This is a genomic window from Demequina sp. B12 (genome assembly GCF_028823635.1).
GTDB lineage: Bacteria > Actinomycetota > Actinomycetes > Actinomycetales > Demequinaceae > Demequina.
Genome location: NZ_JAPEHU010000001.1, coordinates 392381 through 417354, shown reverse-complemented (window position 1 = coordinate 417354; position 24974 = coordinate 392381). Strand labels below are relative to the sequence as shown.

General features: G+C 64.6%; 22 protein-coding genes. 7 read left to right on the top strand and 15 right to left on the bottom strand.

Annotation, left to right across the window (positions count from 1 at the left end; all coding sequences use genetic code 11):
* Positions 1–728 precede the first annotated feature (728 nt).
* Positions 729–2579, bottom strand: a complete 1851-nt coding sequence (locus ON058_RS02020; RefSeq protein WP_274667357.1) for a cytochrome c oxidase assembly protein — start codon at positions 2577–2579, stop codon at positions 729–731.
* A gap of 83 nt (positions 2580–2662) precedes the next feature.
* Between ON058_RS02020 and ON058_RS02015 the strand changes: the two genes are divergently transcribed.
* Entirely contained in the window at positions 2663–3781 is a 1119-nt protein-coding gene (locus tag ON058_RS02015; protein WP_274667356.1) for a winged helix DNA-binding domain-containing protein, read from the top strand.
* A gap of 6 nt (positions 3782–3787) precedes the next feature.
* Here ON058_RS02015 and ON058_RS02010 read toward each other — a convergent pair whose 3' ends face one another.
* The 6 genes from ON058_RS02010 to hisC all read right to left on the bottom strand — a co-directional run bounded on the left by ON058_RS02010 (position 3788) and on the right by hisC (position 10382).
* The gene (locus ON058_RS02010) at positions 3788–5200 is read right to left on the bottom strand and encodes a dihydrolipoamide acetyltransferase family protein (RefSeq protein WP_274667355.1); all 1413 of its coding nucleotides are present in this window, start codon (positions 5198–5200) and stop codon (positions 3788–3790) included.
* A 9-nt stretch (positions 5201–5209) separates the two neighbouring features.
* Positions 5210–6214, bottom strand: a complete 1005-nt coding sequence (locus ON058_RS02005; RefSeq protein ID WP_274667830.1) for an alpha-ketoacid dehydrogenase subunit beta — start codon at positions 6212–6214, stop codon at positions 5210–5212.
* A 5-nt stretch (positions 6215–6219) separates the two neighbouring features.
* Positions 6220–7350: a pyruvate dehydrogenase (acetyl-transferring) E1 component subunit alpha gene (pdhA, locus tag ON058_RS02000; protein ID WP_274667354.1), complete on the bottom strand. Its 1131-nt coding sequence runs from the start codon at positions 7348–7350 to the stop codon at positions 6220–6222.
* 207 nt (positions 7351–7557) lie between these two features.
* Positions 7558–8304, bottom strand: a complete 747-nt coding sequence (locus ON058_RS01995; protein ID WP_274667353.1) for an ABC transporter ATP-binding protein — start codon at positions 8302–8304, stop codon at positions 7558–7560.
* Entirely contained in the window at positions 8291–9145 is an 855-nt protein-coding gene (locus ON058_RS01990; RefSeq protein WP_274667352.1) for an ABC transporter permease, read from the bottom strand. The genes ON058_RS01995 and ON058_RS01990 overlap by 14 nt, the downstream gene beginning before the upstream one ends.
* Before the next feature lie 160 nt (positions 9146–9305).
* The gene (gene hisC, locus ON058_RS01985) at positions 9306–10382 is read right to left on the bottom strand and encodes a histidinol-phosphate transaminase (protein WP_274667351.1); all 1077 of its coding nucleotides are present in this window, start codon (positions 10380–10382) and stop codon (positions 9306–9308) included.
* A 36-nt stretch (positions 10383–10418) separates the two neighbouring features.
* On the opposite strand from hisC, the gene ON058_RS01980 reads away from it, so the two are divergent.
* Positions 10419–10802 (top strand): phage holin family protein, encoded by a 384-nt coding sequence (locus tag ON058_RS01980; RefSeq protein ID WP_274667350.1) that lies wholly within the window; start codon positions 10419–10421, stop codon positions 10800–10802.
* 1 nt (position 10803) lies between these two features.
* Here ON058_RS01980 and ON058_RS01975 read toward each other — a convergent pair whose 3' ends face one another.
* Entirely contained in the window at positions 10804–12270 is a 1467-nt protein-coding gene (locus tag ON058_RS01975; RefSeq protein ID WP_274667349.1) for a hypothetical protein, read from the bottom strand.
* Positions 12267–12536 carry a hypothetical protein gene (locus ON058_RS01970; protein ID WP_274667348.1) on the bottom strand — a complete coding sequence of 90 codons (270 nt, stop codon included), beginning with the start codon at positions 12534–12536 and terminating at the stop codon, positions 12267–12269. The genes ON058_RS01975 and ON058_RS01970 overlap by 4 nt, the downstream gene beginning before the upstream one ends.
* 103 nt (positions 12537–12639) lie before the next feature.
* Between ON058_RS01970 and purB the strand changes: the two genes are divergently transcribed.
* Positions 12640–14067 (top strand): adenylosuccinate lyase, encoded by a 1428-nt coding sequence (gene purB, locus ON058_RS01965; protein ID WP_274667347.1) that lies wholly within the window; start codon positions 12640–12642, stop codon positions 14065–14067.
* 92 nt (positions 14068–14159) lie between these two features.
* Here the strand turns inward: purB and ON058_RS01960 are convergent, their stop codons facing one another.
* Positions 14160–14864, bottom strand: a complete 705-nt coding sequence (locus tag ON058_RS01960; protein ID WP_274667346.1) for a hypothetical protein — start codon at positions 14862–14864, stop codon at positions 14160–14162.
* Entirely contained in the window at positions 14861–15421 is a 561-nt protein-coding gene (locus tag ON058_RS01955; RefSeq protein WP_274667345.1) for an RNA polymerase sigma factor, read from the bottom strand. Before ON058_RS01955 ends, ON058_RS01960 begins: the two co-directional genes overlap by 4 nt.
* 582 nt (positions 15422–16003) lie before the next feature.
* On the opposite strand from ON058_RS01955, the gene ON058_RS01950 reads away from it, so the two are divergent.
* Positions 16004–16171 (top strand): hypothetical protein, encoded by a 168-nt coding sequence (locus tag ON058_RS01950; protein WP_274667344.1) that lies wholly within the window; start codon positions 16004–16006, stop codon positions 16169–16171.
* A gap of 363 nt (positions 16172–16534) precedes the next feature.
* Here the strand turns inward: ON058_RS01950 and ON058_RS01945 are convergent, their stop codons facing one another.
* Together ON058_RS01945 and ON058_RS01940 are read right to left on the bottom strand one after the other, a co-directional pair.
* Positions 16535–16927, bottom strand: coding sequence for a hypothetical protein (locus ON058_RS01945; RefSeq protein WP_274667343.1), 393 nt, complete (start codon positions 16925–16927; stop codon positions 16535–16537).
* Between the two features lie 163 nt (positions 16928–17090).
* Positions 17091–17939, bottom strand: coding sequence for a hypothetical protein (locus tag ON058_RS01940; protein WP_274667342.1), 849 nt, complete (start codon positions 17937–17939; stop codon positions 17091–17093).
* A gap of 788 nt (positions 17940–18727) precedes the next feature.
* Between ON058_RS01940 and ON058_RS01935 the strand changes: the two genes are divergently transcribed.
* Together ON058_RS01935 and ON058_RS01930 are read left to right on the top strand one after the other, a co-directional pair.
* Entirely contained in the window at positions 18728–19507 is a 780-nt protein-coding gene (locus ON058_RS01935) for a CPBP family intramembrane glutamic endopeptidase (RefSeq protein ID WP_274667341.1), read from the top strand.
* Between the two features lie 30 nt (positions 19508–19537).
* Positions 19538–22027, top strand: a complete 2490-nt coding sequence (locus ON058_RS01930; RefSeq protein WP_274667340.1) for a lysylphosphatidylglycerol synthase transmembrane domain-containing protein — start codon at positions 19538–19540, stop codon at positions 22025–22027.
* Between the two features lie 107 nt (positions 22028–22134).
* Here the strand turns inward: ON058_RS01930 and ON058_RS01925 are convergent, their stop codons facing one another.
* Positions 22135–22398 (bottom strand): hypothetical protein, encoded by a 264-nt coding sequence (locus ON058_RS01925; RefSeq protein WP_274667339.1) that lies wholly within the window; start codon positions 22396–22398, stop codon positions 22135–22137.
* Positions 22399–22495: 97 nt separating this feature from the next.
* Positions 22496–22903 (bottom strand): hypothetical protein, encoded by a 408-nt coding sequence (locus ON058_RS01920; protein ID WP_274667338.1) that lies wholly within the window; start codon positions 22901–22903, stop codon positions 22496–22498.
* A 152-nt stretch (positions 22904–23055) separates the two neighbouring features.
* Between ON058_RS01920 and ON058_RS01915 the strand changes: the two genes are divergently transcribed.
* Positions 23056–24903 carry a zinc-ribbon domain-containing protein gene (locus tag ON058_RS01915; RefSeq protein WP_274667337.1) on the top strand — a complete coding sequence of 616 codons (1848 nt, stop codon included), beginning with the start codon at positions 23056–23058 and terminating at the stop codon, positions 24901–24903.
* The last annotated feature ends 71 nt before the right edge of the window (positions 24904–24974 follow it).

Below are 24974 nucleotides of genomic sequence, written 5' to 3'. Positions count from 1 at the left end.
CTGCCAACGTACCCCGAGCCCAGGCAGGCATGCAGGAGGGTGGACGGCTAGTCACGCAGATAGGACATCTGGGACATCCCCGAAAGCGTCGGCAGTGACGGGAAGCGGCGGTGCAGACGGGCCGATGCGTGTCGCACCGTGGCGTTGTCACAGGTGGGCTTTACCTTGGGTGCAGCACCGCTCCGAGCGAGTGGGTGTGAGCAAGGCGAAGGCCCCCCGGAGTTCGGGCCCGGGGGGCCTTGCCTAGGCTCGAGAGTTCTCGCAGCCTGGGGATAACCCGGCGCGATGGCCGCGATTGACGATGCGGCTTCGATGCCCATGTGGACAACGACCTCTCGGCCGACGAACGGTGCCGCGAGTCCCTGCGCCGTCACCCGCAGTGGTTGCTTTGGCCTGGTAATCCAGTGCCTCGGCGTCCGGTGGACTCCCGTTCTCCTGTTCGCCCGGATAGCCACCCCATCAACGTCTGCACACACGCTTTTACCAGGCATGACGCCCGCAATCCTTGCGCACGCCAGTGCCCGGGTGTTCACGCACCGGCCCTTCTGAGGCCTGCCCCACGATGGACTGTGCTACCCGATGGAACTAGTCGCACTCGCGTCGGGGCGTGGGCGCAACCCAGTTCGGGGTGAGATTTTCAACCCGAGTTTCTCCGCAGGTTTTTCCACAGCCGTTCCCCCATGTTCACGTCCTGTTCACAACCCTGTGGACAAAATCTGTGGAAAGAACTACTGCTCCGACCTGCGGTCGCGTTCGGCCACCTGCGCCAACATGGCGTTGTAAGCCTTGAGTTCGGCGTCTTCGTCGCGCTCGGCCTGCCGGTCCTTGCGCCGTGCTTCCTTCTCGTCTGACAGCCGCCACGCAATGATCACGCCGATCGCGAGCGCCAGCACCGGGAGCTCACCAATCCCCCACGCAATGTTGCCGCCGTACTGCTGGTCTGTGATCGCATCGGGCCCCCAAGTGCGGCCCATCAACCCAAACCAGGTGGGCGCAAGCAACACCTCAGACGCCGCGAGCGACACACCAAAGAACGCGTGGAACGCCATGGTTGCGAACAGCAAAACGATGCGCATGGGATAGCCGGGGCGTTTGGGCCCGGGGTCGATCCCTACGAGCGCGTTCGCAAAGAAGTACCCCACGAGCGTGAAGTGGAGCACCATGCCCAGGTGGCCCACGTGGTTGCGCAAGGCGAACTCAAACAGCGGCGAGTAGTAGAACACCACAAGCGAGCCTGCGAAGTTCGCCGCGGCCACGATCGGGTTCGCGAAGAACCGGATCCAGCGGGATTCCACGATGACTCGGATCCATTCGCGCGGCCCGCGGGTGCCGTCCTTACGGGGCGTGAGGGCACGCAATGCCAGCGTCACAGGTGCGCCGAGTGCGAGCGGGATGGGGGCCATCATCACCAGCATCATGTGTTCGACCATGTGCCCGGAGAACGTCACCATGCCGTAGATCGTGGGCGCACCTTGGGTGATCCACGCCATGATGGCGACACCCAGGAGGAACGATGCGGTGCGGTACCAGGGCCACGCGTCGCCGCGCTTGTGCAGACGGCGCACCCAACGCAGGTAAGTGATGGCCGCTACTGCGACGGCGCAGGCGGTGAGGATTTCGAGACGCCACAGCACGATCCAGTTCAGTGCACTGGGTGCGGGCGGCAGGTCGTAGCCGGTGAGGAAGTAGGCGGGGGTGGGGTCGTCGACCGCGGCAATGGGCACAGGCGGGGCGGTGCCGGACATCACCACTGCGATGACGATGACGGCGGCAATGGCGGCGACGTCCACGAGCAGGATGCGCCAGAACCGGTCGCGCACCGCGGACTCAGCAAGCCGGGGCAACGAGACTCGGCGATGCCATGCGGCAAGCGCTACGGCGAGCGCCATCAGGGCGATCTTGGCGGTCAGTAGCCATCCGTAGGTGGTGGTGACAAAGTCTGCGGGTGAGTCCATGCGCACCCATGCGTTCGCGGCGCCGGAAACGACCAGCGCTGCGGCGGCCCAGATCATGACCTTGGAGCTGCGGATCACGGTGGCTTTCGCGTCCAGGCCTAGTGGCGTGCGCATCAGTGCGAGTGCTCCCAGCATGCCCATCCATAGGGCTGATCCGGCCAGATGCAGGAACATTGCGGAGGTGGCGAGGTGGTGGTCGGTGGCGCCTGCCGCGTGACCGGTTTGTGCCTGCCAGCCCAGGGCCCATGCGATCGGGAGGAGCGTCCATGCGGCGCCTGCAGGTTTGCGGACAAAACCAGCAATCACGGACACGAGCAAGGCGGCGATAGCCATCTGTGAGTAGGCCTGGCCCAGCGGGATGGTGGTCGCGAAGGACCACACTTCTTCGACGAATCGTTCAGGCGGGATTGCGTCATTGCGGATGTAGGCGTACGACACAAAGACGTAGGCCACAGCAGACAATGCCCAGATCCCTGCCGCGATACGCGCGATCAGCGACGCACGTTCGGCAGCCGCGTGGCGCGCGGGAACGATCGCAGCAATCATGATGAGAGCGCCGGCGGTTACCCCTAAGGCAATATCCCGCACGGCACCCGTCATGGTGACAAGGGTGTCGATGGGCACGCGACAAGGGTACGCGGACCCGGTGACAGCAAGGCACGCAGGGCTGCCCGCGCCGTGTCACACCGCATCGCTACCGTGACCTCATGCTCTCCACCGCCCAGATCCGCGCCTTTCGCATGCGCTCCTTGCTTCTTGACGGCACCTCACAGTCCAGCGTGGACGGCATCGTCACGTGGTGTGGCGCTATGCAGGCCCAAGACCTGAGCAGCGCGTTGTGGTCGCTGGGGATGCGCCTCGACACTCCGCAAGGGGCCGATGCCGTGGTGGCCGCAGACGTGGAAGCAGCCTTGGAAAGTGGCGAAGCGCTGCGGACGTGGCCGATGCGCGGCACGATCCACCTGGTGCCGGCCCGGGACGCCCGATGGATGCTGGACGTGCTGGGCGCCAAGCCCTTGGCGGGAGCGGTGAAGCGCCGCGAGTACTTGGGCGTGACGGAGGAGTCCGCGCACCAGGCTGTTGAAGCTTTGGAGACGGCGTTGTCCCGCAGCGGGCGGCTGTCCCGCACGGAGTGCATTCAGGTCATCCAGGAGGCAGGGGTTGAGGTCTCGGGTCAGGTGGGCTATCACCTGCTGTGGTTTGCCGCTCAGCTCGGCGTCACCTGCATTACCCCGTCCGTGGACGGCGAGCAGACCTTTGCGTTGCTGTCTGAGTGGGCGCCCGACCAGGTCACGCTTGACCGGGAAGAGGCGCTTGCGACGATCGCCCGGCGGTTCGTGCGTAGTCACGGGCCGGTGACCGTGAAGGACCTGGCCCGATGGACGGGGCTAGGCGTGCGTGACTGTCGTGCGGGCATCGCGGCCTTGGGAGCGGACATCGCGCAGGTCACTACCGAGGCGGGACCCATGGTGATGGCTGCAGAGGCACTGGACCTAGGCCCGCTACGGGACCGCGACGAACAGTGGGAGTGGGCTATCCCACCAGGGTTTGACGAGTACATGCTGGGCTACGCCGATCGCAGCGCCTTCTTGACGCCCGATGACTTCGAGAAGGTCGTGCCAGGAAAGAACGGGGTGTTCCGTGCGACTCTGGTGCATCGAGGAGAGGTGGTGGCGACGTGGAAGCGGACCCTCACGGCAAAGGCCTGCGTCGTTGAGGTAGACACCCTCAGGCGGCTCGGCGTGCAGGATCGCCGCGCCGCCGAGCGCGCCTTCACCTCCTACGGCACCTTTGTGGGGCAGCCGGCTGAGGTGCGGTGGGTCTGAAGGCTCTTAGGCCCAGACCAACCCCTGAGAGGGGTCATTCATCACACGGCCTACGTCGGCAAGGACGCGGGCGCCCAGCTCGCCGTCGACGAGGCGGTGATCGAAACTCAATGCAAGTTGGGTGACCCAACGGATCTGGATCTCGCCCTCGTGAACCCAGGGCTGCTGGCGGATCGAACCAAACGCCAGGATCGCTGCCTCGCCGGGGTTCAAAATGGGTGTTCCGGTGTCGATCCCCAAGGCACCCACGTTGGTAATCGTGATGGTGCCGTCGGACATCGCCGCAGGGGTGGTGCGTCCATTGCGGGCGGCAGCGGTCAGTTCCTGCAGCTCGATCGCGAGCGCATGCAATGGCAGTCGGTGCGCGTCCTTGATGTTCGGCACCACCAGGCCACGCGGAGTCGAGGCCGCAATCCCCAGGTTCACGTAGTGCTTGTACACAATTTCCTGAGCCGCGTCATCCCATGACGCGTTGACCTCAGGGTGACGGCGCACAGCGAGCAGCAGTGCCTTCGCGACAATCAGCAGCGGGGTCACGCGGACGTCAGCGAAGTCGCGGTCCTGCTTCAGACGCTTCACCAGGTTCATGGTCTCGGTGACGTCCACCGTCAGGAACTCGGTCACGTGTGGTGCGGAGAAGGCGCTGTGCACCATGGCTTCCGCGGTGCGCTTGCGCACGGACTTCACCGCGACACGAGTCGAACGACCATCGGTGGCGGTGGTGCCTGCTTCAAGCCAGGGCTGCTCATCCTCGGGGTAGGTGGCCAAGGTCTGAGCGGCGGTGGCCTTCACGTGAAGCTCGACGTCCTCACGAGTCACCAGTCCACCCGGACCAGACGGGGTCACCGTGGTGAGGTCCACCCCGAGTTCCTTGGCGAGCTTGCGTACAGGAGGCTTGGCCAGCACCGGGTACTCGTGAGCGTCTTGTTCACCGCCCACGGGGTCGAGTGCATCAGACACTCGGGGGCGACGCTTGGCGGAGCCAGCTTTGACGCCGTATCCCACCAGGACCGCGCCGCTGGCGGATTCGGCTGGGGCGTCCGGGGCGGGTGCAGCGGCGGGGACGGGGATCGCCGTCGGTTCGGGAACCGAACTCGCGGTCACCGCAACCGGGTCCTCACTCACGTCGGCAGCGCCGGCATCCGCCTCAGCAACAGGCGCTGCGGGGCCGTCGGGGTCAACGTCCACTTCCAGGATGGGTGCTCCCACCTCGACGGTGTCGCCGACCTCCACCAGCAGCCGGGTGACCACGCCGGAGAAAGGGCTGGGAAGTTCCACGAGCGACTTTGCGGTCTCGATTTCGACGATCGCTTGGTTCACTTCGATCGTGTCGCCCACGGCAATGTGCCAGGTGACGATGTCTGCTTCGGTGAGGCCTTCACCCGCGTCGGGGAGGTTGAACTGCTCAAAGGTAGGCATCTGCGGCTCCTAGTGCTGCATCACACGGTCGACGGCGTCAAGCACTCGGTCAACGTCAGGCAGGTAGTCGTGTTCAAACTTGGCTCCAGGGTAGGGCGTAGCAAATCCGCCTACTCGGAGTACGGGTGCGTGGAGGTGGAAGAACGCCTGCTCGGTGACGCGTGCGGACAGTTCTGCGCCGGAACCAAAGTTGGTCGGTGCCTCGTGAACGACAACCGCGCGCCCGGTGCGCTTGACCGACTTCACCACGGAGTCGGAGTCCATCGGGGAGATGGAGCGCAGGTCGATGACCTCAACGCTGGTGCCGTCTTGTCCCGCGATTTCTGCCGCTTGGAGCGCCAGGCGGACCGTGGGGCCGTACGCCACGAGCGTCACATCTTGACCTTCGCGGGCCACCCGGGCGCTGCCCATTTCTGCGGTGCCCGCGGCGTGACCGTTGATGGCGTCGAGCTGTGCGGCCACGCGCGTCTCGTCGACCTCACCCTTGTCCCAGTAGCGGGCCTTGGGCTCAAAGAACATGACCGGGTCGGGGCACGCGATCGACTGCTGGATGAGGTCGTAGGCGTCCTGCGGGGTGGCGGGAGAGACGATGCGAAGTCCGGCGGTGTGGGCGAACAGCGCTTCGGGACTCTCGGAGTGGTGCTCGACGGCACCGATTCCACCGGCGAACGGCACGCGGATGACCACGGGAAGTTGAATCATGCCGCGCGAGCGGTAGTGCATCTTCGCCAGCTGGGTGGTGATCTGGTCGTAGGCGGGGAAGATGAAGCCGTCGAACTGGATCTCGATGACGGGGCGGTAGCCGCGCATCGCCATGCCGATCGCGGTGCCAACGATTCCGGACTCTGCCAAGGGGCTGTCCATGACACGGTCATCGCCGAAGTCTTTGTGGAGGCCGTCGGTGACACGGAACACGCCTCCGAGCTTGCCGATGTCTTCTCCCATGAGCGTGACCTTGGGGTCGCGGTCCATGGCGGCGCGCAGGCCAGCGTTGATGGCCCCTGCCATCGTCATCGTGGTCACTGCGCTGCCCCCTGCAGGTCGAAGGAACGCTGGTAGCGCTCGAACCAGGCACGTTCTGCTTCCACACCGGAGTGTGGGAGTGCGTAGACGTCGTCAAACATGGTGAGCAGGTCGGGGCGTTCCCACGACCTCACCGTGGTGCGGGTTCGCTCGCCGAGCGCCTTCGCTTCTGCGGCAACGGACTCGCGGTAGTCGTCGCTGAGCTCTCCGCGTGCGGTCAGGTACGCATCGAGGCGGGCGATTGGGTCGCGTTCCGACCAGTAGTCCTCTTCGGCGCGATCGCGGTAGCGGGTGGGGTCATCGGAGGTGGTGTGCGCACCCATGCGGTAGGTGAGCGCTTCGACAAACACGGGGCCTTGGCCGGAGCGGGCGTGGTCCAGTGCCCACTGCGTCACGGCGTAGCAAGCGATGACGTCGTTACCGTCGACCCGCACGCTGGGCATGCCGACGCCCCTGGCGCGTTCCGCGATGGGCACACGGCTTTGGCGGATGACGGATTCGGAGATGGCGTACTGGTTGTTTTGGCAGAAGAACACCACGGGTGCGTCGTAGACGGTGGCGAAGGTCAGCGCTTCGCTGACGTCACCTTGGGAGGTGGCACCGTCGCCAAAGTAGGCGACGACCGCGCCGTCTTTGTCTGCGTCTCCGTTGCCGACCATGCCGTCGCGGCTCATGGCCATCGCGTAGCCGGTGGCGTGCAGGGCGTGCGAACCGATGACGAGCGTGTAGAGGTGGAAGTTGTGAGCTTGGGGGTCCCAGGCGCCGTGCTGGAGCCCGCGGAAGATGCGCAGCACCTCCACGAGGTCGACGCCGCGCGTGTAGGCGACGCCGTGTTCGCGGTAGGACGGGAAGACGAAGTCGTTGCCGTTGAGTGCGCGACCGGAGCCCACCTGGGCGGCTTCCTGGCCGAGCGACTGCACCCACAGGCCCAGTTCGCCTTGGCGCTGGAGGCTCGTGGCTTCGTTGTCGAAGGCACGCACGAGCATCATGTCGCGCCACATCTCGCGCAGTTCTTCTGCGCCTAGTTGGGCGGCGTAGGCAGAAAAGGTGGGGTGATCGACGGGTTGGCCAGTGTGGGTCAACACCTGAACGAGGCCGTCGGTCGACAAGGGGCCCGATGCGCTCACGCGTGCTCCTTCTCGGTTGGGGAGGGCGCGGTAGCCCCCTCGTGGATAACTTACGCCAGCGTAGGCTACGCCACCGTAGGTTCGCAACATGACCCCCGGCTTGGTGACCGCGCAGCCCGTGCAGAGACGCCAAAGGCCGGAACACGAATGGTGTCCCGGCCTTCAACTCTCACCGTGCTCGCGGTCTCGCGAAGACGGCGTAACGCACTACTTGTGCGCTTGGTACGCGGCAATAACCTCATCTGGATCGCCGTCCATCTTGAGCTCCCCGTGGTCAATCCACAGCACGCGGTTGCAGGTATCGCGGATCGAACTCATGGAGTGGCTCACCAGGAACACCGTGCCCGCGCGCTCCCGCAGGTCACGGATACGCTTCTCGCTCTTGGCCTTGAAGTCCTTGTCGCCCACCGCAAGTGCCTCGTCCACGAGCAAGATGCGGTGGTCGCGGGACACGGCGATCGAGAATCGCAGGCGGGCCGACATTCCCGAGGAGTACGTTTTCATCGGCATGTCGATGAACTCACCCAAGCCGGAGAAGTCGACGATTTCTTCGTACGTTTCTTGGGCTTCCGCCATGGAGTGACCCAGTGCGAGCGAACCAAGGATGACGTTCTTCTCACCCGAGAGTTCGCCCAGCAGTGCGGCGTTCACGCCCAGCAGAGCGGGGCGCGACGACGCGTAGATGGTTCCCTGCGCAGGCGACTGAAGCCCGGCGATGGCGCGCATCAACGTGGACTTGCCGGAGCCGTTGTGGCCGATCACGCCGATGCTTTCGCCCTCGCGAACCACAAAGGACACGCCCCGGACTGCGCGAACAATGCGGACGCCACGCTGGCGACGCATCAGGTTGCGGCTGTTTTGTGCAGCCTTGCCGGAGGCGAAGGTCTTGTAGTGAATGTGGACGTCGTCGGCGATCACCGTGGGTGCGCCGAGCTTGATGTCAGTCGTGGCCATAACGCTCCTCGGCCTTCCAGAAGAACCAGATTCCGAACACGAGCATCACTACCGCGGAGACGATGGCGACGGTCCACATGAAACTGTTGATCGGGTTGCCCGACACCATGTAACCGCGGATGAGTGAGATGAAGTCGTGAACAGGGTTGAGCTGCGCAAGTTTGAGCAGTCGTGGGTCGTCGATCACTGCTTCGAGCGAGTAGAAGATCCCTGACGCGTAGAAGAACAGGCGGGTGATCATGGGAATGATCTGGCTGACGTCACGCAGGTGAACGGTGAGGCGTGCCACGACGAGCGCGACGCCAAGGTTGAACATTGTCATGACGGCCAGTACCGGGATCGACATCAGCCACCACCACGTGATGGGCTCGCCGACGATCAGCAGGATGATGCCCAGGACCAGCATCATGGGCACCATCTCGATGACGTGCCTCGTAATGAGCGATACGGGGAGCAACATGCGAGGGAAGTTCAGCGACCTCACTAGCGCGGCATCTCCCACGATGGCGCGCGACCCCATCCCGAACGCCTTCGAGAAGTACTCGAAGACAAAGACCCCGGCGACCAAGAACGCGATGAAGTTTTCGGGGCGGGTGTCGCTGGGCATGATCACGCCGAAGATGAGTCCATAGATCAGCGCGTTGAGGATGGGCTTCAACACAATCCAGCCCAGGCCTAGGCGGTTCTCTTCGACGGAGGCCTGAACGCGGTAGCGCGCCATCATGTAGATAAAGGCGCGCCGCTTCCATACAGAGCTGAGGTACTCACCCAGTGGCGGGCGGGCACCGACGCGTTCTAGGCCCGATTCGCGTGCAAGACGCGCAAGATCAGTATCGGTCACAGTTCTCCTTGAGCAGCGAGCGTGCCGGTGACGTCCTCGCGCAGGCACTCAAACCCGTACACGATAACAGCGTTGGGTTGCACAGCCACATTCTAATCACCGATGGTCCACGCTAACGGGATCGTTGCCACAGCAGCTGTTGTTGTGGAAACACAGCCTGCTAGTGGGCTGATAGGCCGCGGATCGCGGCGAGCAGCGCGTCGTTCTCCTGCGCGGTTCCTACGGTGACACGAATGCCTTCACCGGCGAAGGGGCGCACCAGTACTGCGGGTTCCACTGCTGCGAGTTCTTGGGCGATGCGTACGGTCTGTTCGCCTGCGGGTAGCCACACAAAGTTGCCTTCGCTGACGGGCACGTTCCAGCCCAGGTCGCGGAGGCCATCGCGTAGGCGTGGGCGTTCGGCGACGATCGCGTCGACGCGTTCGAGGAGTTCGTCGGTCGCGTCCAGCGATGCGAGGGCCGATGCTTGGGCCACGGTGGACACGGAGAACGGGGTCACGCACGCGCGCACGGGGGTAATGAGGGCGGCGGAGCCGAGCGCGAAGCCGACTCGCGAGCCGGCGAGTCCGTAGGCCTTGGAGAAGGTTCGGGTCAGCACGAGGTTGGGGTGGCGCTTGAGCGCTTCGAGTCCGTCGACGGTCTGGGTGTCTCGCACAAACTCCACGTAGGCCTCGTCCAGCACCACAAGGACGCGTTGTGGGACGGCAGCCATGAAGGCCTCGAACTGGTCTTCGTGGATCGACGGCCCGGTGGGGTTGTTGGGCGAGCATAGGATCACGATTTTGGTGCGGTCGGTGACGGCAGCGGCCATGGCCTCAAGGTCGTGGGTGGCGTCGTCGTTGAGCGGCACGCGCACGGCGGTGGCGCCGGCGATGGGGGTCAGAATCGGGTACGCCTCGAAGCTGCGCCAGGGGAAGATGACCTCGTCTCCTGCCCCGGTGTACGCCTGCAGGACGTGCTGCAGGACGGCAACGGAGCCGCCGCCCACGGCCACCTGGTCCGCACCTACGGAGAATCGTTCGGCAAGCCGTTCGTGGAGTTCCACGGCGAACATGTCGGGATAACGGTTGACCGTTCCCGCGACCTTCTCGATCGCTTCCACGACGCTGGGCAGGGGGCCGAACGGGTTTTCGTTGGACGACAGTTTCACGGGCGGGAGGCGGTCAACCTGACCGCGAGCGCCAGGGACGTATGCCGGAAGCGCAGCGACGGACGGGCGTGCGACGGGGAGAGTCATGCACACCAATATGACAGGTGTGGAAGACTCACAGGCATGAAGTTCGTCCTGAGAGTCGCTGCCATGGCCGTTGCGGTGTGGATCACCACCCTGCTCCCCCTCGAGATTGCTGTGGTGGGAGGCGAGGATGAATGGTGGAAGCGCGTCCTGGTGTTTGGTGCGGTGGGTCTGCTGCTGCAGCTCATGAACCAGATCGTGAAGCCCGTCCTGACGGTGATTGCGTTGCCCATCACGATCTTGACCTTGGGCTTGTTCATGCTGGTGGTGAACTGGTTCATCCTGTGGGTGGCGGCATGGCTGACGGAGTACATCCCTGAGGTTCACTTGGAGATTGGTGGCTTCTGGCTGACCCTCCTGGCTGCGATTGTGATTTCGATTGTGTCGAGCATCGTGAACGGCATCACTGGTTCCAAGGACTAGGTCACTGATCGGCGTTGCTGTCGGCGTCGACGACAACGTCGTATCCCATGCGCTCGACCGCGACGCCGCCCATGAAGGGGCTGGCCGTGTGCTTGTAGTGCGTGAGCGAGGCGGAGTCGGAAGCGTCGAGCGCTTCTGACGAGGTCGCGTACTGATCCATGGCGTGGACCGAGGTCAGTCCGGTGGCTTCCGCCGCGTGCTCGGGGTCTGAGGAGCCGCGCGAGTCAACAGAGACGTGGGTTTCGTTGACTCCGTGCTTTCCGCTGTCGCCGTCGATTCCTGGGATGAAGTCGGAGACGTCGGACAGCACCAGGTATTCGACGTCGGGATGGCGTGGGGTGTCGCCGCTGGGAGAACCTGCGACTGCGACGTGGGTCACGTTGTACTTGCTGCGGGCATCGGGGTGGGAGGCCAACGCATAGGCAACGTTGGCGCCTTGGCTGTGCCCTGTCAGCATGACGGGGGCGTCCGGGGGGATTCCTGCGTCTTCCATGGCGGCGAGGACGGCGAGCGAGTAGTCGGTGAGATGGGCGGCCTCGTCTTGATCGCTGCCGCTGGCGCCGGCGAGGTTGTTGGGCCAGTCGCGGGGGTCGGCGTCGGTGAATCCGTTGTCGGAGGTGCCGGGGATGTTGACGATGTACGCCACGGATCCGTCCGCCTGGGTCACCGTATCGATCGACAGGATGCTGTCGTCTGAGTTGCACGCCTGATTGAGGTTCCCAAAGAGGCCGGAGAAGTCCAGGGGTGGGTGCGGCTGCACCTGAGGTTCCACACGTTCCACGCCCACGATGGTGGGCTCTCCGAACAGGTTCTCGAGGGCGCCTCCAGCGGCCGCGAGGCTGTGGACGATGCCCTGATACAGCGACATCCCGGACCCCACGGGGATTTCGTCGACGGTGCCGAGCACTCCGGTCGTGGTTCCCCTGTTGACCATGCCTGTCACGGCTGGTCCGCGGTTGGGCATGAGCGCAGCACCCAGCGGGTCGTTGCCGCTGCGATGCATCAGCATCCCCGGGGGCGTCCATCGCCACAGCAGGCCGAGCCCCACCCGTGAGGTCCACGTGCTCACGCCGAGCGCGTCCTGGACGTAGCGGCCGGTGGCGCTCAGCCAGGAGATGCCGCGCTGCGCCTGCTCTTCTGCCTCTTCATAGTGGGTGGCGGTGGCGCGCAGATCGCTGCCACACTCCCGCAGCGCTCCTGCCAAGGGGCGGCGTAGCCCGTTGCCGAACCTCGCGGTCCACACCAGTTGTTGCGTGCGCTGCACCCAGCCATCCACCATCTCCCCTGCTAAGGGCCGCTGGTGGTCGAGTTGCGCGGCGGCATCAACCAGGTACCCGCCGCTGGATTCCAGTGCTGCGCTGGCGCGGTCCAAGATCTGCGCAGCGGCGCGGAGGTCCTCGGTCACTGCTTCTGTGCCACCGGCCCCACCGCTGACGGAGATGGGGGTGTGGTGCTCCTGCCCGCTCACTGGCCGTACCTGTCTGCGAAGGTTTGGGCGGCGTTGCAAGCCTCCTGTGCGTCGAGCACGTCGTTCTCGTAGGCGGTGAGGTCTGCGGTCAGGGATTCCAGCGCGGCGCGGTAGGAGTCCGCGGCGGCAGAGACCCATGTGGCGGTGTGGGCGCGAGCGATCTCTGTTCTCGCGACCTCGATCTCTTCGAGTGCGCGGGTGATTTCGTAGTGCGGGAGGTCGAGGCGCGGGAGTGAGCCTGCGGTGGCGTCCAGGTCTGCTGTCATGGTCGCCACGCTAGAAACGTCCCGGCACCCACACATCGGCCCATGACACATCTGTGGACAAGGCCGCCGGAGACGTTGACCTGTGCATGGAACAATGAGGGTCGTGACTGCCTGGAACCCTGCCGCGTACGCTTCCCTTGCCGACATCGAACCCGCCGTGGCCCTGACGCCACTGGACGGCCGCTACCGCGCCGCCGCCGCACCGCTGGTCGACCACCTCTCCGAACCTGCACTCAACCGTGCACGCCTGTTCGTCGAGGTCGAATGGTTTATCCACCTGTGCGACACCAACGCCGTCCCCGGCGCCCGTACCCTCACCGCGGAAGAGACGGACCTGCTGCGGTCCATCCCCGCCACCTTCGACGCCGCCGGCATCGCCGAGCACGCAGAAATCGAGAAGGTCACCGTCCACGACGTCAAGGCCGTCGAGTACTACATCAAGCGCCGCATCGAAGGCACCTCGCTTGAGCCGCTGGCTGAGCTCGTGCACTTTGCCTGCACCTCAGAAGACATCAACAACCTGTCCTACGCCCTCATGGTCAAGGGCGCAGTGGAGCAGGCCTGGCTGCCCGCCGCCACCGCCCTGGTGAGCGACGTCGCCGAACTGGCACGCGCATCGGCCGCTGTCCCCATGCTGTCGCGCACCCACGGCCAGACCGCAACCCCCACCACCCTGGGCAAGGAACTCGGCGTGCTGGCACACCGCCTGAACCGTCAGCTCACGCGCGTGAAGGGCCAGGAGTACCTGGGCAAGATCAACGGCGCCACCGGCACGTTCGGCGCGCACACCGCCGCCGTTCCGCAGACCGACTGGATCGAGGTGTCCCGCACCTTCGTCGAGGGGCTGGGCCTCACGTGGAACCCGCTGACCACCCAGATCGAAAGCCACGACTGGCAGGCGGAACTGTATGCGGACGTCACCCGCTACGGGCGCATCCTGCACAACCTCGCCACGGACGTGTGGACCTACATTTCGCTCGGCTACTTTGCGCAGGCCGCGGTCAAGGGCGCGATCGGTTCCAGCGCCATGCCGCACAAGATCAACCCCATTCGCTTCGAAAACGCGGAAGCAAACCTGGAAATCTCGGCCGCGCTGTTCGACACCCTCGCGTCGACGCTGGTCACCAGCCGTCTTCAGCGTGACCTCACCGACTCCACGTCACAGCGCAACATTGGTGTCGCATTCGGTCACTCGCTGCTCGCGATCGACAACGTACGTCGCGGCCTCAAGGCACTGTCCGTGAACGAGGACGCCCTGGCCGCGGACCTGGACTCGTCGTGGGAGGTGCTCGCAGAACCCATTCAGTCCGCGATGCGTGCTGCTGCGATCGCTGGCGTACCCGGCATGGAGAACCCGTACGAGCGTCTCAAAGACCTCACGCGCGGGCATGTGATCGATGCGGATGCGATCCGGGAGTTTGTGGCAGGTCTCGAGCTGCCCGCCGACACCAAGGACCGTCTGGCGGCACTCACGCCCGGCACCTATGTGGGACTCGCGCAGCAGCTCGTGGAGCGCTACCTGTCCGTCTAGACGTCGCTGACGCCCCGCGGGGTCACGGCAAAACAAGGGCCGATGCTCGGGAGACTTTCCCGAACATCGGCCCTTGTGCGTTGCCCAGGTTGTTAGCCCAATGGCTCCACGACGGACTCTTCGCCGCCGGGATGAGAGTCGCCATAGTGGACGGTGACCTGGTTTTGGGCGCCGTCTGCCGGCTCAGGATCGACCTCGATCCACGCGCCATCAGCGCCCACGGACTCGTCAAAGAACACGAACGTTCCCGCAGACGTGGCATGCACGAGGGCTTCGCTGCCGTCAGCGCGTGTCAGGACCGCGGTTCCAGGCTCGGCCCCCAGCGTCATCCACGCCACGGTCTCCCCCGTCTCGTGGTGCTGGACAGCGTAGATCGTGCCATCGGGGACGTCCTCGCCCACGAACGCATCCACCGTGGCACCGGCCGCCGGCGACGGTCCCGGCACGGGAGCGTCGTCCACAGGTGACGGGGTGACAGCAGGTTCCACGCTCACCGCCGCGTCTGGCGACGTGGACACCTCCACGTCCGGTGAGGTGGTGACCACGGAAGGAGCATCGGCCCCCGAACCGGGGTTGGCGCTCTCTACGGCAGCGCCACCGTTCCACGTCGCTACCTGGCCTACGCCTAGCGCGACCGCGCCCGCCGACACCGCCGCTGCAGAGCCCAGCCCTGCCGCACGTGCCACGCGGCGCCGCCGGATCTTGCCGTGCACGGCGCGGCCATAGGAAGAGGAGAAGGACTCCGCCCCGCCGCGAGCGCTGCCGGCTTCCTTCATCAAGTCATGCAGGTTACTCATCGCACTGCTCCTGTGATTGGGGGCTTCGCTGCCGCGCGTGCCCGTACTGGTGCGCTCGTGGGGCCGTCACTCCAGTCCGCAACGGTGTCGAGCTCTTCCGCCATACGGGCGGATGCGTCTGACAAGTACCTTTTGACGGTTCCTTCTGCGATTCCCAACTGTTGAGAGATCGCCGGCACGGTGAGGTCGTCATAAAACCGCAGCACCATGCAGGCGCGTTCGCGTGGGGATAGTCGAGTGAGGGCGGCGCGTACATCCAGGACAGCGGCACGGTCAGGCTGGTGAGGTTCCACGTCCACGACTTGGTCGTGGGCGCGTTGTGCTGCCTTGCGTTTGCGCAACCCATCGATGAAAACAGTGGGGATGGCACGTCGCACGTACGCTTCCGCGGTGTTCGCGTTGGCGAAGGAACGGCCTTTCGAGAAGCTCTTCACCAGGGCGTCTTGAAGCACGTCCTGCGCTTCGGTGTCGCTTCCGGTGAGGAGCCGGGCGTACGCCAGGAGTCCCGCGGACCGTTCGCGCATCACCTGCTCGAGTACGGGTTCCCAGTTGGCCATGGCACCTCTCCTTGGTGACAGTCCGGGTCTTGTGGATCCGGATGTCAGCCGGCATTGTCGCGCATAGAACGCAGGTGGGAGGGGGAAACGTTGGGGGACGTCTCCTGGAGGTGGCCAGTCGGGTCGCCTGACGTGGACCTCACAATGGAAGACCAGGGATCGGGAGTGTCAGTAGCCAGCAATCCACTAGGTCTAGCCGAGCACAGGTCGGGTCCGAGTTTGTTTGACATCCGAACTTGAGGATCCGTACTCACCAGCAGTTTGTTGCTGGGGGACAAGCGACAAGTCGGTCCTGTTCGAGCATCAGAGCGAAGTCCTCTGCCGTGCAGCCGCACACCTGTCACAAGCGGATCTACCGAACAGGCGGTTTTCCCGCACCTGCGTGAGATGGCCGTGCCGAACATACCCCACCGGGTGCCGGTCCACGGTCGGTTGCAGGATGCTGAGACTATCGCCCAGGGGTAAGACCAACTGGCTCAAAGATCCCGTCAGCTAGCAAGACCAGAACGACGACCACTTCCTCGACGTCATCTTGGAGATAGACCACGACGAGCACGGCTCGGCTACAAACTCGTCACCGAGGTGCTCGAGGACAAGCAAGGAACCAAGGTCGGCCCAGCCGGTCCTGCGCCGCTCGAGCGACTCCTCGCGGCAACCGCCCACGACGGCATCGCGCGCCACGAGTCCGTCGCAGAGGAGCCGAACAAGGTGCGGCTGTGGGACATCTCGGAGCACACCCCGGCAAAGTGACCTCCATCGATCACCCGTCTCCTATGCGCACTCCGCCATCACTGGCACGCCCGATGCGCACACAGAGGAAAACCCTGCTATGCGAATAGAACCCCGTAGGGGCCCCGGACTGCCGCGGCTGAGCAGAAGCACTCTATCGGCCATCCGCCAAGCGAGCCGTCTGAACGACAAGGACGGCGGCGGCCTCTCGCTCCAAGCCAGGCCCCGACGACCCCGCTCACACTAAAGAAAGCGTGAGCGGGGTGGGTGTTCGGGAGTCGGATTCTCGTGTACCCGTGTGCATTGCTGGTCCCCCGCCCGCACAAAGCCTCCAAGTACGCGCGCCAGCGACCATGATCCAGTCAAGGATTCTGCGCCCCTCACCTAGTTCAACTTGCCATGTCCCAACCGGGACAGCCCTTTCCACAGCACCATCCACAGCGGCAGCGAACCCACTACCGTAATGGTGGCAGTTGCTTGCGCGGATAGGGGGGCATTTGAGGCAAGTCCGGGAACAAATGCCGCAAGCCCGACTACTACTATCGCCAGTGCCCACAAAACTCGATCCCACAATGCCGTGACGTCAGCAGCGTACATTCCAGCGGCACTGCCCAGGGCGATTACCACGAGCATCGCAGTACGGGTTTCGGCGCTATTGCCGTAGATCTGGACGGCGATCATTGCCGGGATGACGACTGCGGCTGCACCGATGGCAAGTCGCCGCCATGACTCTGAACGGTCGCCGTTGCGTGGACTTGCTTCAAAGTTGTGCATCATCTCTCCCATCAGTAGGCGCTTGGGACTACCGACAGTTGTAGGTGTATCGGCGCACTTGCGTGCCCCACCCATAGGTCGGCGAGATCTTAGGGAACTTGATCCCAAAGCAATTGCCGTTGCTATAGAAGTCCCCGGCTTGCGTCGAGAACTGACCCGCCCGAAGTCAAATAATCGCTCCCGCGGCTCCAGCGACAGCCACCCCAACTGGCCCGCCAATCGATCCCGCAGCCGTCACAAGCACGCCCACCATTGCTCCAACAGACCCCCCGAAATCGCGAATCCGCTTTGTATACGCCCGATCGAACCGGATCGTGCAAGTCACGATGCCACAGTCGCCTTGGAATGCCGGGTCAGCCGTCACTGGGAACCGAGTCGTGCTATCGGTAGTGACCTCCTGGCGCAGCGCCTCACCATCTACTACATACCGTGTCGCTAGCGGGCTGCCGTCGGCATCTGCGGCCCAAGGCGCGTCGACTGAACCGACCTCGAACTGGACGCCACCATCCTCGCTGGAAGCGACGAGAGTGACCGAGCCATCGTCATTCACCTCAGGCGTCAAGCCATCAAACCTGTATGTCAGATCCTCTAACTCACTCTTCGACTCTGACACCGTGTGAACGCGGGCACTATTGCCATCGCTTTGAACGGCGACCACGGGCCCCTGATCTGCTGGAAACACCACGGTGTTGTCTGAAGCAACACGTGCCGACTCACCACTTCCGGGCAAACTGACCGAGATCGGAACCTCTGAACTCCCTGTCAACACGACTGCCCCGTCCCCGGTATGAGGAATGGAGATCTCGTTTTCCACACCCCGCAACCTACCCGTGCCATCAGGAACAACAGCGCCGTTATCGACGTCGTCAGGACGTACGTCCTCGATGAGTTGCGCGATCTCTTCGGCCTCTCGGTGACCGGTGTCATCATCCGCTGCTGCCGTGATCGACGACGCCACCAATAGCGGGATCGACACCCCAGCCGCTGCGGCCCACGTCTTGACTTTGATCTTCATTGACTTTTCTCCTTAAGCGAACAGGAACATCAGCGTTACCATCGCGTAAGAAGCCCCCCTCATTGACTTCTTGACTCCCTTCGTACACCAGCCCCCGTCACGCCGCAAGCGTTGTCACGAATGTTCACAGAACATCGACACACAGGTGTGATTGAGCACGCATGACCTGTAATCCTCGCCATAAACGGGTAGCGTCGGGTGTCCGACGGAGTGAGTACCACTGCACCACAATCAGGTACTTCCCGGGCCCCTCGGACTCCACTCAATCACGACTCCAGGTCTACGGTTCCTCACGGCATCTTCACGCGCCTGACCCGAGTGAGCATTGGGTACCGCAACATCTTGCCAAAGTGCCCGAGGAGGCAAGCCAGACCACATGTCACCCATCAGGGCAACAGACCCCTGGGCCACACCCGGTGTTGCCACCTTCCAATCATTCCAGATAGGCGTCTGCGGAGATTTGATTCTGCAGCGGCGTCAACATCGCCTAAGGTAAGGGGGCTCCGAGCACCTCCGTTTTGCGGCAGAGATCATGTCCAGTTCATCGTCGTCGGCCATGTCACTTCGCCAGTCGCGCGGCCTGAGCGTCCTCGAAGAAGCGCCGTGGGACGTGACGTAGACGGAGTAGTTCTACTTTCGTCTCGACGCTCATCGTTTGACGCGCCACAGATTGCTTCCAACCCGTGGCGGCCATCGCAGCCTGGGCATGAGTTCCTCCCCTTCAATAGCGGCGCACAGGGCCGCGAAGTGGCCTGGTGCGTTTCGAGGTGGGCCGTAGGGTTTTGTCTGTGAAGGAAGCCGATGCTGTGACGACGCGCCGCCTGCGGGCGGAAGTGCTCATCGTGTTGGGGTTGTCGCTTGGGTACTACGCGATCTCCGCGGCACTGACGTTGATTGAGCGGTACTTGGCGGAGCCCGCCATTGGTCAGCAGACCACGACGTTGAACCGGTCTCGTTCCAGCATTGATGTGATCGACTTCATTCAGCAGGTGACGTATCAACTGTGGTTGTTGATGCCGGTGGCGTTGGCGCTGTACTTGTTGTCCGCACAGGGTGACAGTGCGCGGCGGTTGTTGGGGCTGACCGGTACGGCTCGTACCTGGGGTCGTGATGTGGCGACAGGGCTGGGGCTGGCTGCGGCGATTGGCATCCCGGGGCTGGCGCTGTATGCGGTGAGTCGGGCGTTGGGCCAGACGGTCCGCATCGACACTTCGGGTTTGCCGGATGCTTGGTGGTCGGCGACGGTGCTGCTCTTGTCCGCGGCAGTGGCCGGGGTTCTTGAGGAAACCATCGCCGTGGGGTATCTCCTGACCCGGCTCAAGCAACTGGGGTGGGGAGTGCCGACGGCGATTGCCGCATCGGCTCTCCTGCGCGGCGCGTACCACCTGTATCAAGGGTGGCCGATGGCGTTGGGCAACGTGGTCATGGGCGTGGTGTTCGCGTACTGGTACCACCGCACGGGGCGTTTGGCGCCGCTGATCTTTGCCCACTGGACACTGGATGCGGTGTCGTTCATTGGGCCGGAAGTGGTGCCAGAGTCGTGGCTTGATGCGCTTGGTGTCGCCTAATCGGGACCTTGTTCTTCTAGACTCACCTGCATGGCCGGTTCCGAGGAGACGCAGGAGTCGCCTGCGCCAACGGAACAGCCAGATCCGTTGCAGGGGGTGACGGTGTTCGACGTGCCCCAGCAGCGCGTCCATCGTTTTACTGACTTGCTGACGGCTGTCGCCACTCTGGTGGGCATCGTTGTGGTGCTGCTGCTGGGCGCCTATGGCAACGCCACCACCGCCGGTTTCACTGAAGACGTGCAGGGCATTGCCCGCGTGCTTCAGCGCCTCTTGGTCGCACCCGTGAACTTGTTCTCCGGCATCGTCACGCTGGTCGTTCCGGCTGCGATCATCACGGATCTTGCGATCCGTCGGGAGCCGCGACGCATCCTTGAAGTCTTGGGTAGCGGCGTGCTCGCCTTCATCGCGACGGTCATTTCCGCGTTCACCACGCTGGCGTGGGGATCGGAAGAGCTCCTGGCCAGCCTCTCCGTCCCGGGCGCCGAGGGCGAAATGGTGGTGCAGTTGCCCGCCTACCTCGCAGCCGTGGGTGCCATGCTGACCGCGGCCGGGCTCCGTTCCACGCGCGCCGTGCTCGCCTGGTCGTGGCCGCTGCTGTGGATCTCCGGCGCCGTGGGCGTGGTGTCCGGCATCGTCACTCTGCCAGCAGCGATCGTGGTGGTGCTCATCGGACGCGCCACCGGCCTGACGTTGCGCTACCTGCTGGGGTCCTCCGCCGACCGTGCCTATGGGGGCGCGCTCGCCGACGGCATCCGCCGTGCAGGATTCGAGCCCCGCCGCATCGTGCGAGCCGACCGCAACGACGGCTACGAACCCGAAGAAGCCGATGCGGTGTCAGCTGCGCTCGGCCGCACCCGTGCCGGGCGCGTCTACGCCGTCACCACCGTGGAAGGCCACCACCTGGTGGTCCTCGCGCTCGACGGCGACCAACAAGCCGCAGGCTTCCTCAACAAGTTCTGGCAGACCGTCCGCTTCCGCGGCATCGACGCACGCACCGACGTCAGCCTGCGCCAAACCGCAGAATCCACCGCACTGGTGTCCCACGCAGCCCGCACCGCCGGCGTCCGCACCGCACGCGTCCTAGGCATGAGCCAAACCCGCGACACCATGCTGATCGTCTACCAACGCCCCACCGCGGTACAGCCCCTGTCGGAAACGCCCGTCGACGACATCACCGACGAAGTCCTTGACGCCACCTGGGCACAACTGGGCCATGCCCACAATGCGGGTATCGCACACCGCAAACTCAGCGCCGACACCATCCTCGTCAGCGACTCCGACGGCTACGGTGCACCAGTCGTGTGGATCACATCCTGGGACCTGGGCGAAGTCGCCACCTCCACCCTGTCGCGACGCCTCGACAACGTGCAACTCCTTGTCGCGCTCGGCTCCCTGGTGGGAGCGGAACGCGCCGCGGCATCGGCCTTCAGGGCATTGGGTGAAAGCGTCGTGGAGCAAGTTGCACCCCTGCTGCAGTCCATCGTGCTGCCCCGCGACACCCGCGCCACCGTCAAAGCGAACAAGAGCCTCATGCAGGACCTCCGCAGCGAGATCGTGGCGCAGGTGCCCGATGCCGAGGTTCAAGAGCAGAACATCGCCAGGTTCGGGTGGCGCACGATTTTCACTGTCGCAGCGCTGATCGTCGCCGGCTCCGTGGTGATCGCCAGCCTCAACACGCAACAGATCATTGAGGCACTCCAGGAAGCCAACTGGTGGTGGATTGGTGGCGCCATCTTCTGGGGCATGCTCACCTTTGTGGGTGCCGGGCTGGCGCTCCTGGCGTTCTCCCCCGTCAACCTGCCACCGTGGCGCGTCATGCTCGCCCAAGTAGCCGCGGCCTACATCGCTGTCGCTGTACCGGCCGGCATCGGACCCGCTGCACTGAACCTGCGGCTCCTCACCAAACGCCGCGTTCCCACGCCACTCGGTGTCGCCACCGTGGCATTGGTTCAGGTGTCCGCCGTCATCGTGACCGTACTGGGCCTGCTCATCCTGACGTTGTTCACCGGCTCGGAAGGGACGCTCGCGTCACTCCCCTCAACCTCGGTGCTCATTGGCCTGGGCGTTGTCGCTGCCGTGGTCGTGGCATTCATGCTGGTCCCCAAGGTCCGCCGTTGGGTACTCGCCAAGATCATGCCGCCCATCCGCCAAACCTGGCCGCGCCTAGTGCAGATCCTGGGCCAGCCCTGGCGCCTCGCCCTGGGCCTCACCGGCAACCTGCTCCAAACCGCCGCATACGTGGGAGCGTTCTACTGCACCCTCGAAGCGTTCGGCCAAGACCTCGCCATCATGGACGTCGCAGTCGTCTACTTCCTGTCCAACGCCGTAGGCGCCGTAGTCCCCACCCCCGGTGGTCTGGGCGCGGTGGAACTCGCACTCGGAACAGGTCTGACCTCCGCTGGCGTCCCCGTCGGAGTCGCCACCTCCGTGGTCCTCATCTACCGCTTCATCACCTACTGGCTACGCATCCCCCTGGGCTGGGGCGCCATGACCTGGCTGCAACGCAAGGGTGAGTTGTAGGGGTGTAAGTTCGCGCTCTAGGTTGGCAATGGACGCTAGTTCGGCAATCTGGTCAATCTAGTTTGGCATTTGCCAGGTTGCACGGAGCCGGTCGGACAGTAGAAGCCCTACCGCCCCCGGAGACCGCGTTCGATCCGCGACGCCACGTGATCCTCCCCTGCCGCGCGCAGCGCTCCAATCGCTTCCCTGACTAGTCGCTGAAGGCGCTCGACCTCGTGCTCGGCAGCGAACCCGCGAGGCTCCTGTGACCACGAGCGCGCCAAAGCGAAGCTCGGTGCCCACTCGCGAAGGAGTTCGTGCGCGTGCTGCTGGCCAGGATCGAATCCCTCGGCGCGCAGTCGCTCTTCCCAGCCCCTGAGGTACAGATCCACAAGTTCAGGCTCCGCTGCGGCGAAGGCCCGGGCCGCCTTCAGCGCCGTCGCGTATGTGAGATGGAGCTGGCCGTGCCGGTCGCGATAGTTGGCGGGATCATTTTCGAGTGGCGTGCCGGACAGCCCGGCGCGCCCAATAGCGGTCCGCGGACCCTTCGTCTGTATCCCAGCGGCGAATGAAGCCGCCGTACTCGCCGCTTGCCGTCATCACCGACGAGATCGCCTCCTCGGTCACCGGGTCCCAGATCGAGGCGGACACATCCGCCAGGCGGGCGGCTCGCTCCTCGTCACGCAGGAGCGCTTTGCGTTCACCCCACGCGCACGCGACCTGACGGGTCGGCACCCATTCCTCAAGGCCTTCCCATTCACCATCCATGTACCGCACCCTGCACTGGCGGGCGCGCGCGGGGCCGAGATGCTTCACTTTGAGAAAGGTCCGGCCATCGTTTGCTTCCTTGGGGCGATAGGCATACAGGTGGCCCGCGACGAGTTCGTCCTTCCTCATATCGGAACTCTCACGCTGGCGCGCGAGTCCTGCCGATCGACCTTGGCGTCAGGTCCCTGCATCCATCGACGAGGTGCCCCCGGTCGCTTGTCAGTGGTCGCTGCGACAGTAGAAACGCACGGACTTCGTGGGCCGTGTCTGACTAGAGAGAGATGAAGATGATCACAAAGGCTGATCTGGACTGGTGGCGCGAGAAGTCGGCTGAGCTCGACTGGGTGTTCGCAACGACGTACGCCGAGGGAGCTCCTCACGAGTACGTGGTCCCCGAAAAGACCCCGGGTTTCACCAAAGAGGACTGCGTCCGTGCGGCGCGCGCAATCCGCACCTTCGGCGAGCCGATGACGTTCTACAAGGCGACGAACATCTACCTCACGCTCGACGATGGCTGGAAGTACTTCCCACTCGACAAGGACGTGCGCGAAACCACCATCATCAACCGCGGCCGCGCCGACCATGTCTACGGCGCACAGAACCAGCCGCGGACCGCGTCGGGGTTCGAGTCGCCGTACGACGCATACGCTTCCGAGTGGGACTCCGACTTCGGCATGACCGACGACGAGAAGGCCGCAACCGCTGACCTGATCCGCGAGGTGTTCGTAGACAAGCTCTGGCGAACACTGGATATCGGATGCGGAACGGGGCTTCCGCTAGACCTCGGCCTTGCGGATCCGGCGCGGTACGTCGGCATCGACCCGTCGACGGCGATGCTCAACGAACTTGTGTGGAAGCACAAGCACCTCGCCGGCGTGCACCCCATGACGTACGCCGAGGCCGAGGAACGCAGGGTTCTGTGCGGCACGAAGTTCGACACCGTGCTCGCGCTCGGCGGATCGGCGTCTTACCTCCGTTTCCGAGAGTTCGCATGGCCGATCGCACCTGCGGAGCTGCTCGACGGCGACCGCAGTTCGCGCCTCAGCGAGTCCCGGTGGCGAGACAGGTACGCGGTGGCCCGTCGAGCACCGCAGGCAGGACCGCCACATTGGGTGCTGGCCTGCGCCCAGGGCCATGTCCAGTTCGCGGATCCGCGCCGCGCCCGCGACCGGGCAGACGGCGGCTTCCACTGTGCCGTGTGCAGGGGGACACGGCTCATTGCCTCGATCACTTCGCTGGCCGCAACGCATCCTGAGGTCGCTGCGCAGTGGAACTGGGGGCGCAACAGCCCTTCGACGCCTAGTGACGTGCTGCCAGGATCGCGAACACCTTTCTGGTGGAGCTGCGATGCGGGACACGCCTGGTCAGCCACCCCCGACTCCCGCACGCGCAAGCACTCCGGCTGCCCCTATTGCGCTGGCACCGCCATCGTGACCGGTGAACAGGACATCGCAACCACTCACCCGCACCTGGCGGCGCTCTGGGACGGCACCGTCGAGCAACGACAGCCCCACGAAGTCTCCGCCCGTCACACGGGAGTGCGGATCCATTTGCGCTGCCCGTCCGGACACACGTGGGTCCGATCACCTGCACGACTCGTTGCAGCCCCGTCTTGCCCCTATTGCGAAGGACGCACTCTCACGCCCGGCATCAATGACCTCGCAACCACTCACCCCGACCTCGTCACGCGGTGGGACCACACCGCCAACTCCCCGCTGGCACCGAACGACGTGAGCGCCGGCGCGACGTTCCGCGCCACGTGGCACTGCCCCTACGACCACCACTTCACGCAAAAGGTCGGATACATGGCCCGCCGCGCGACGCCGAGTTGCCCCGTCTGCAACGGCAGGCTCCTCGTACCCGGCATCAACGACATCGCCACGAAGGTTCCCGAACTCGCCACGGAGCGGGACGAGGACCTCAACCCGCTCCATGCGAACGAGACCGTGCCCGGCCGCGGCAGGTGGTGGTGGCGTTGCGCCTTAGACCACGTCCAGCTCATGGCGGTTCATGAGCGACTCCAGGGTGGCGGCTGCACCGCATGCCCGCCGGAGGCGCGCATCGCCCGGCGGGCCAAGCCCGGGGAGAGGCGGCTCCCGAGTGACCCTGGCGTTCTCGTGGCTGCCTAACGGCGTGGAGGGGACGGCGGCTCTCGCCGCCGTCCCCTCCACTTGCTCAGCCCTTTCCGAGCGTTGAGCCG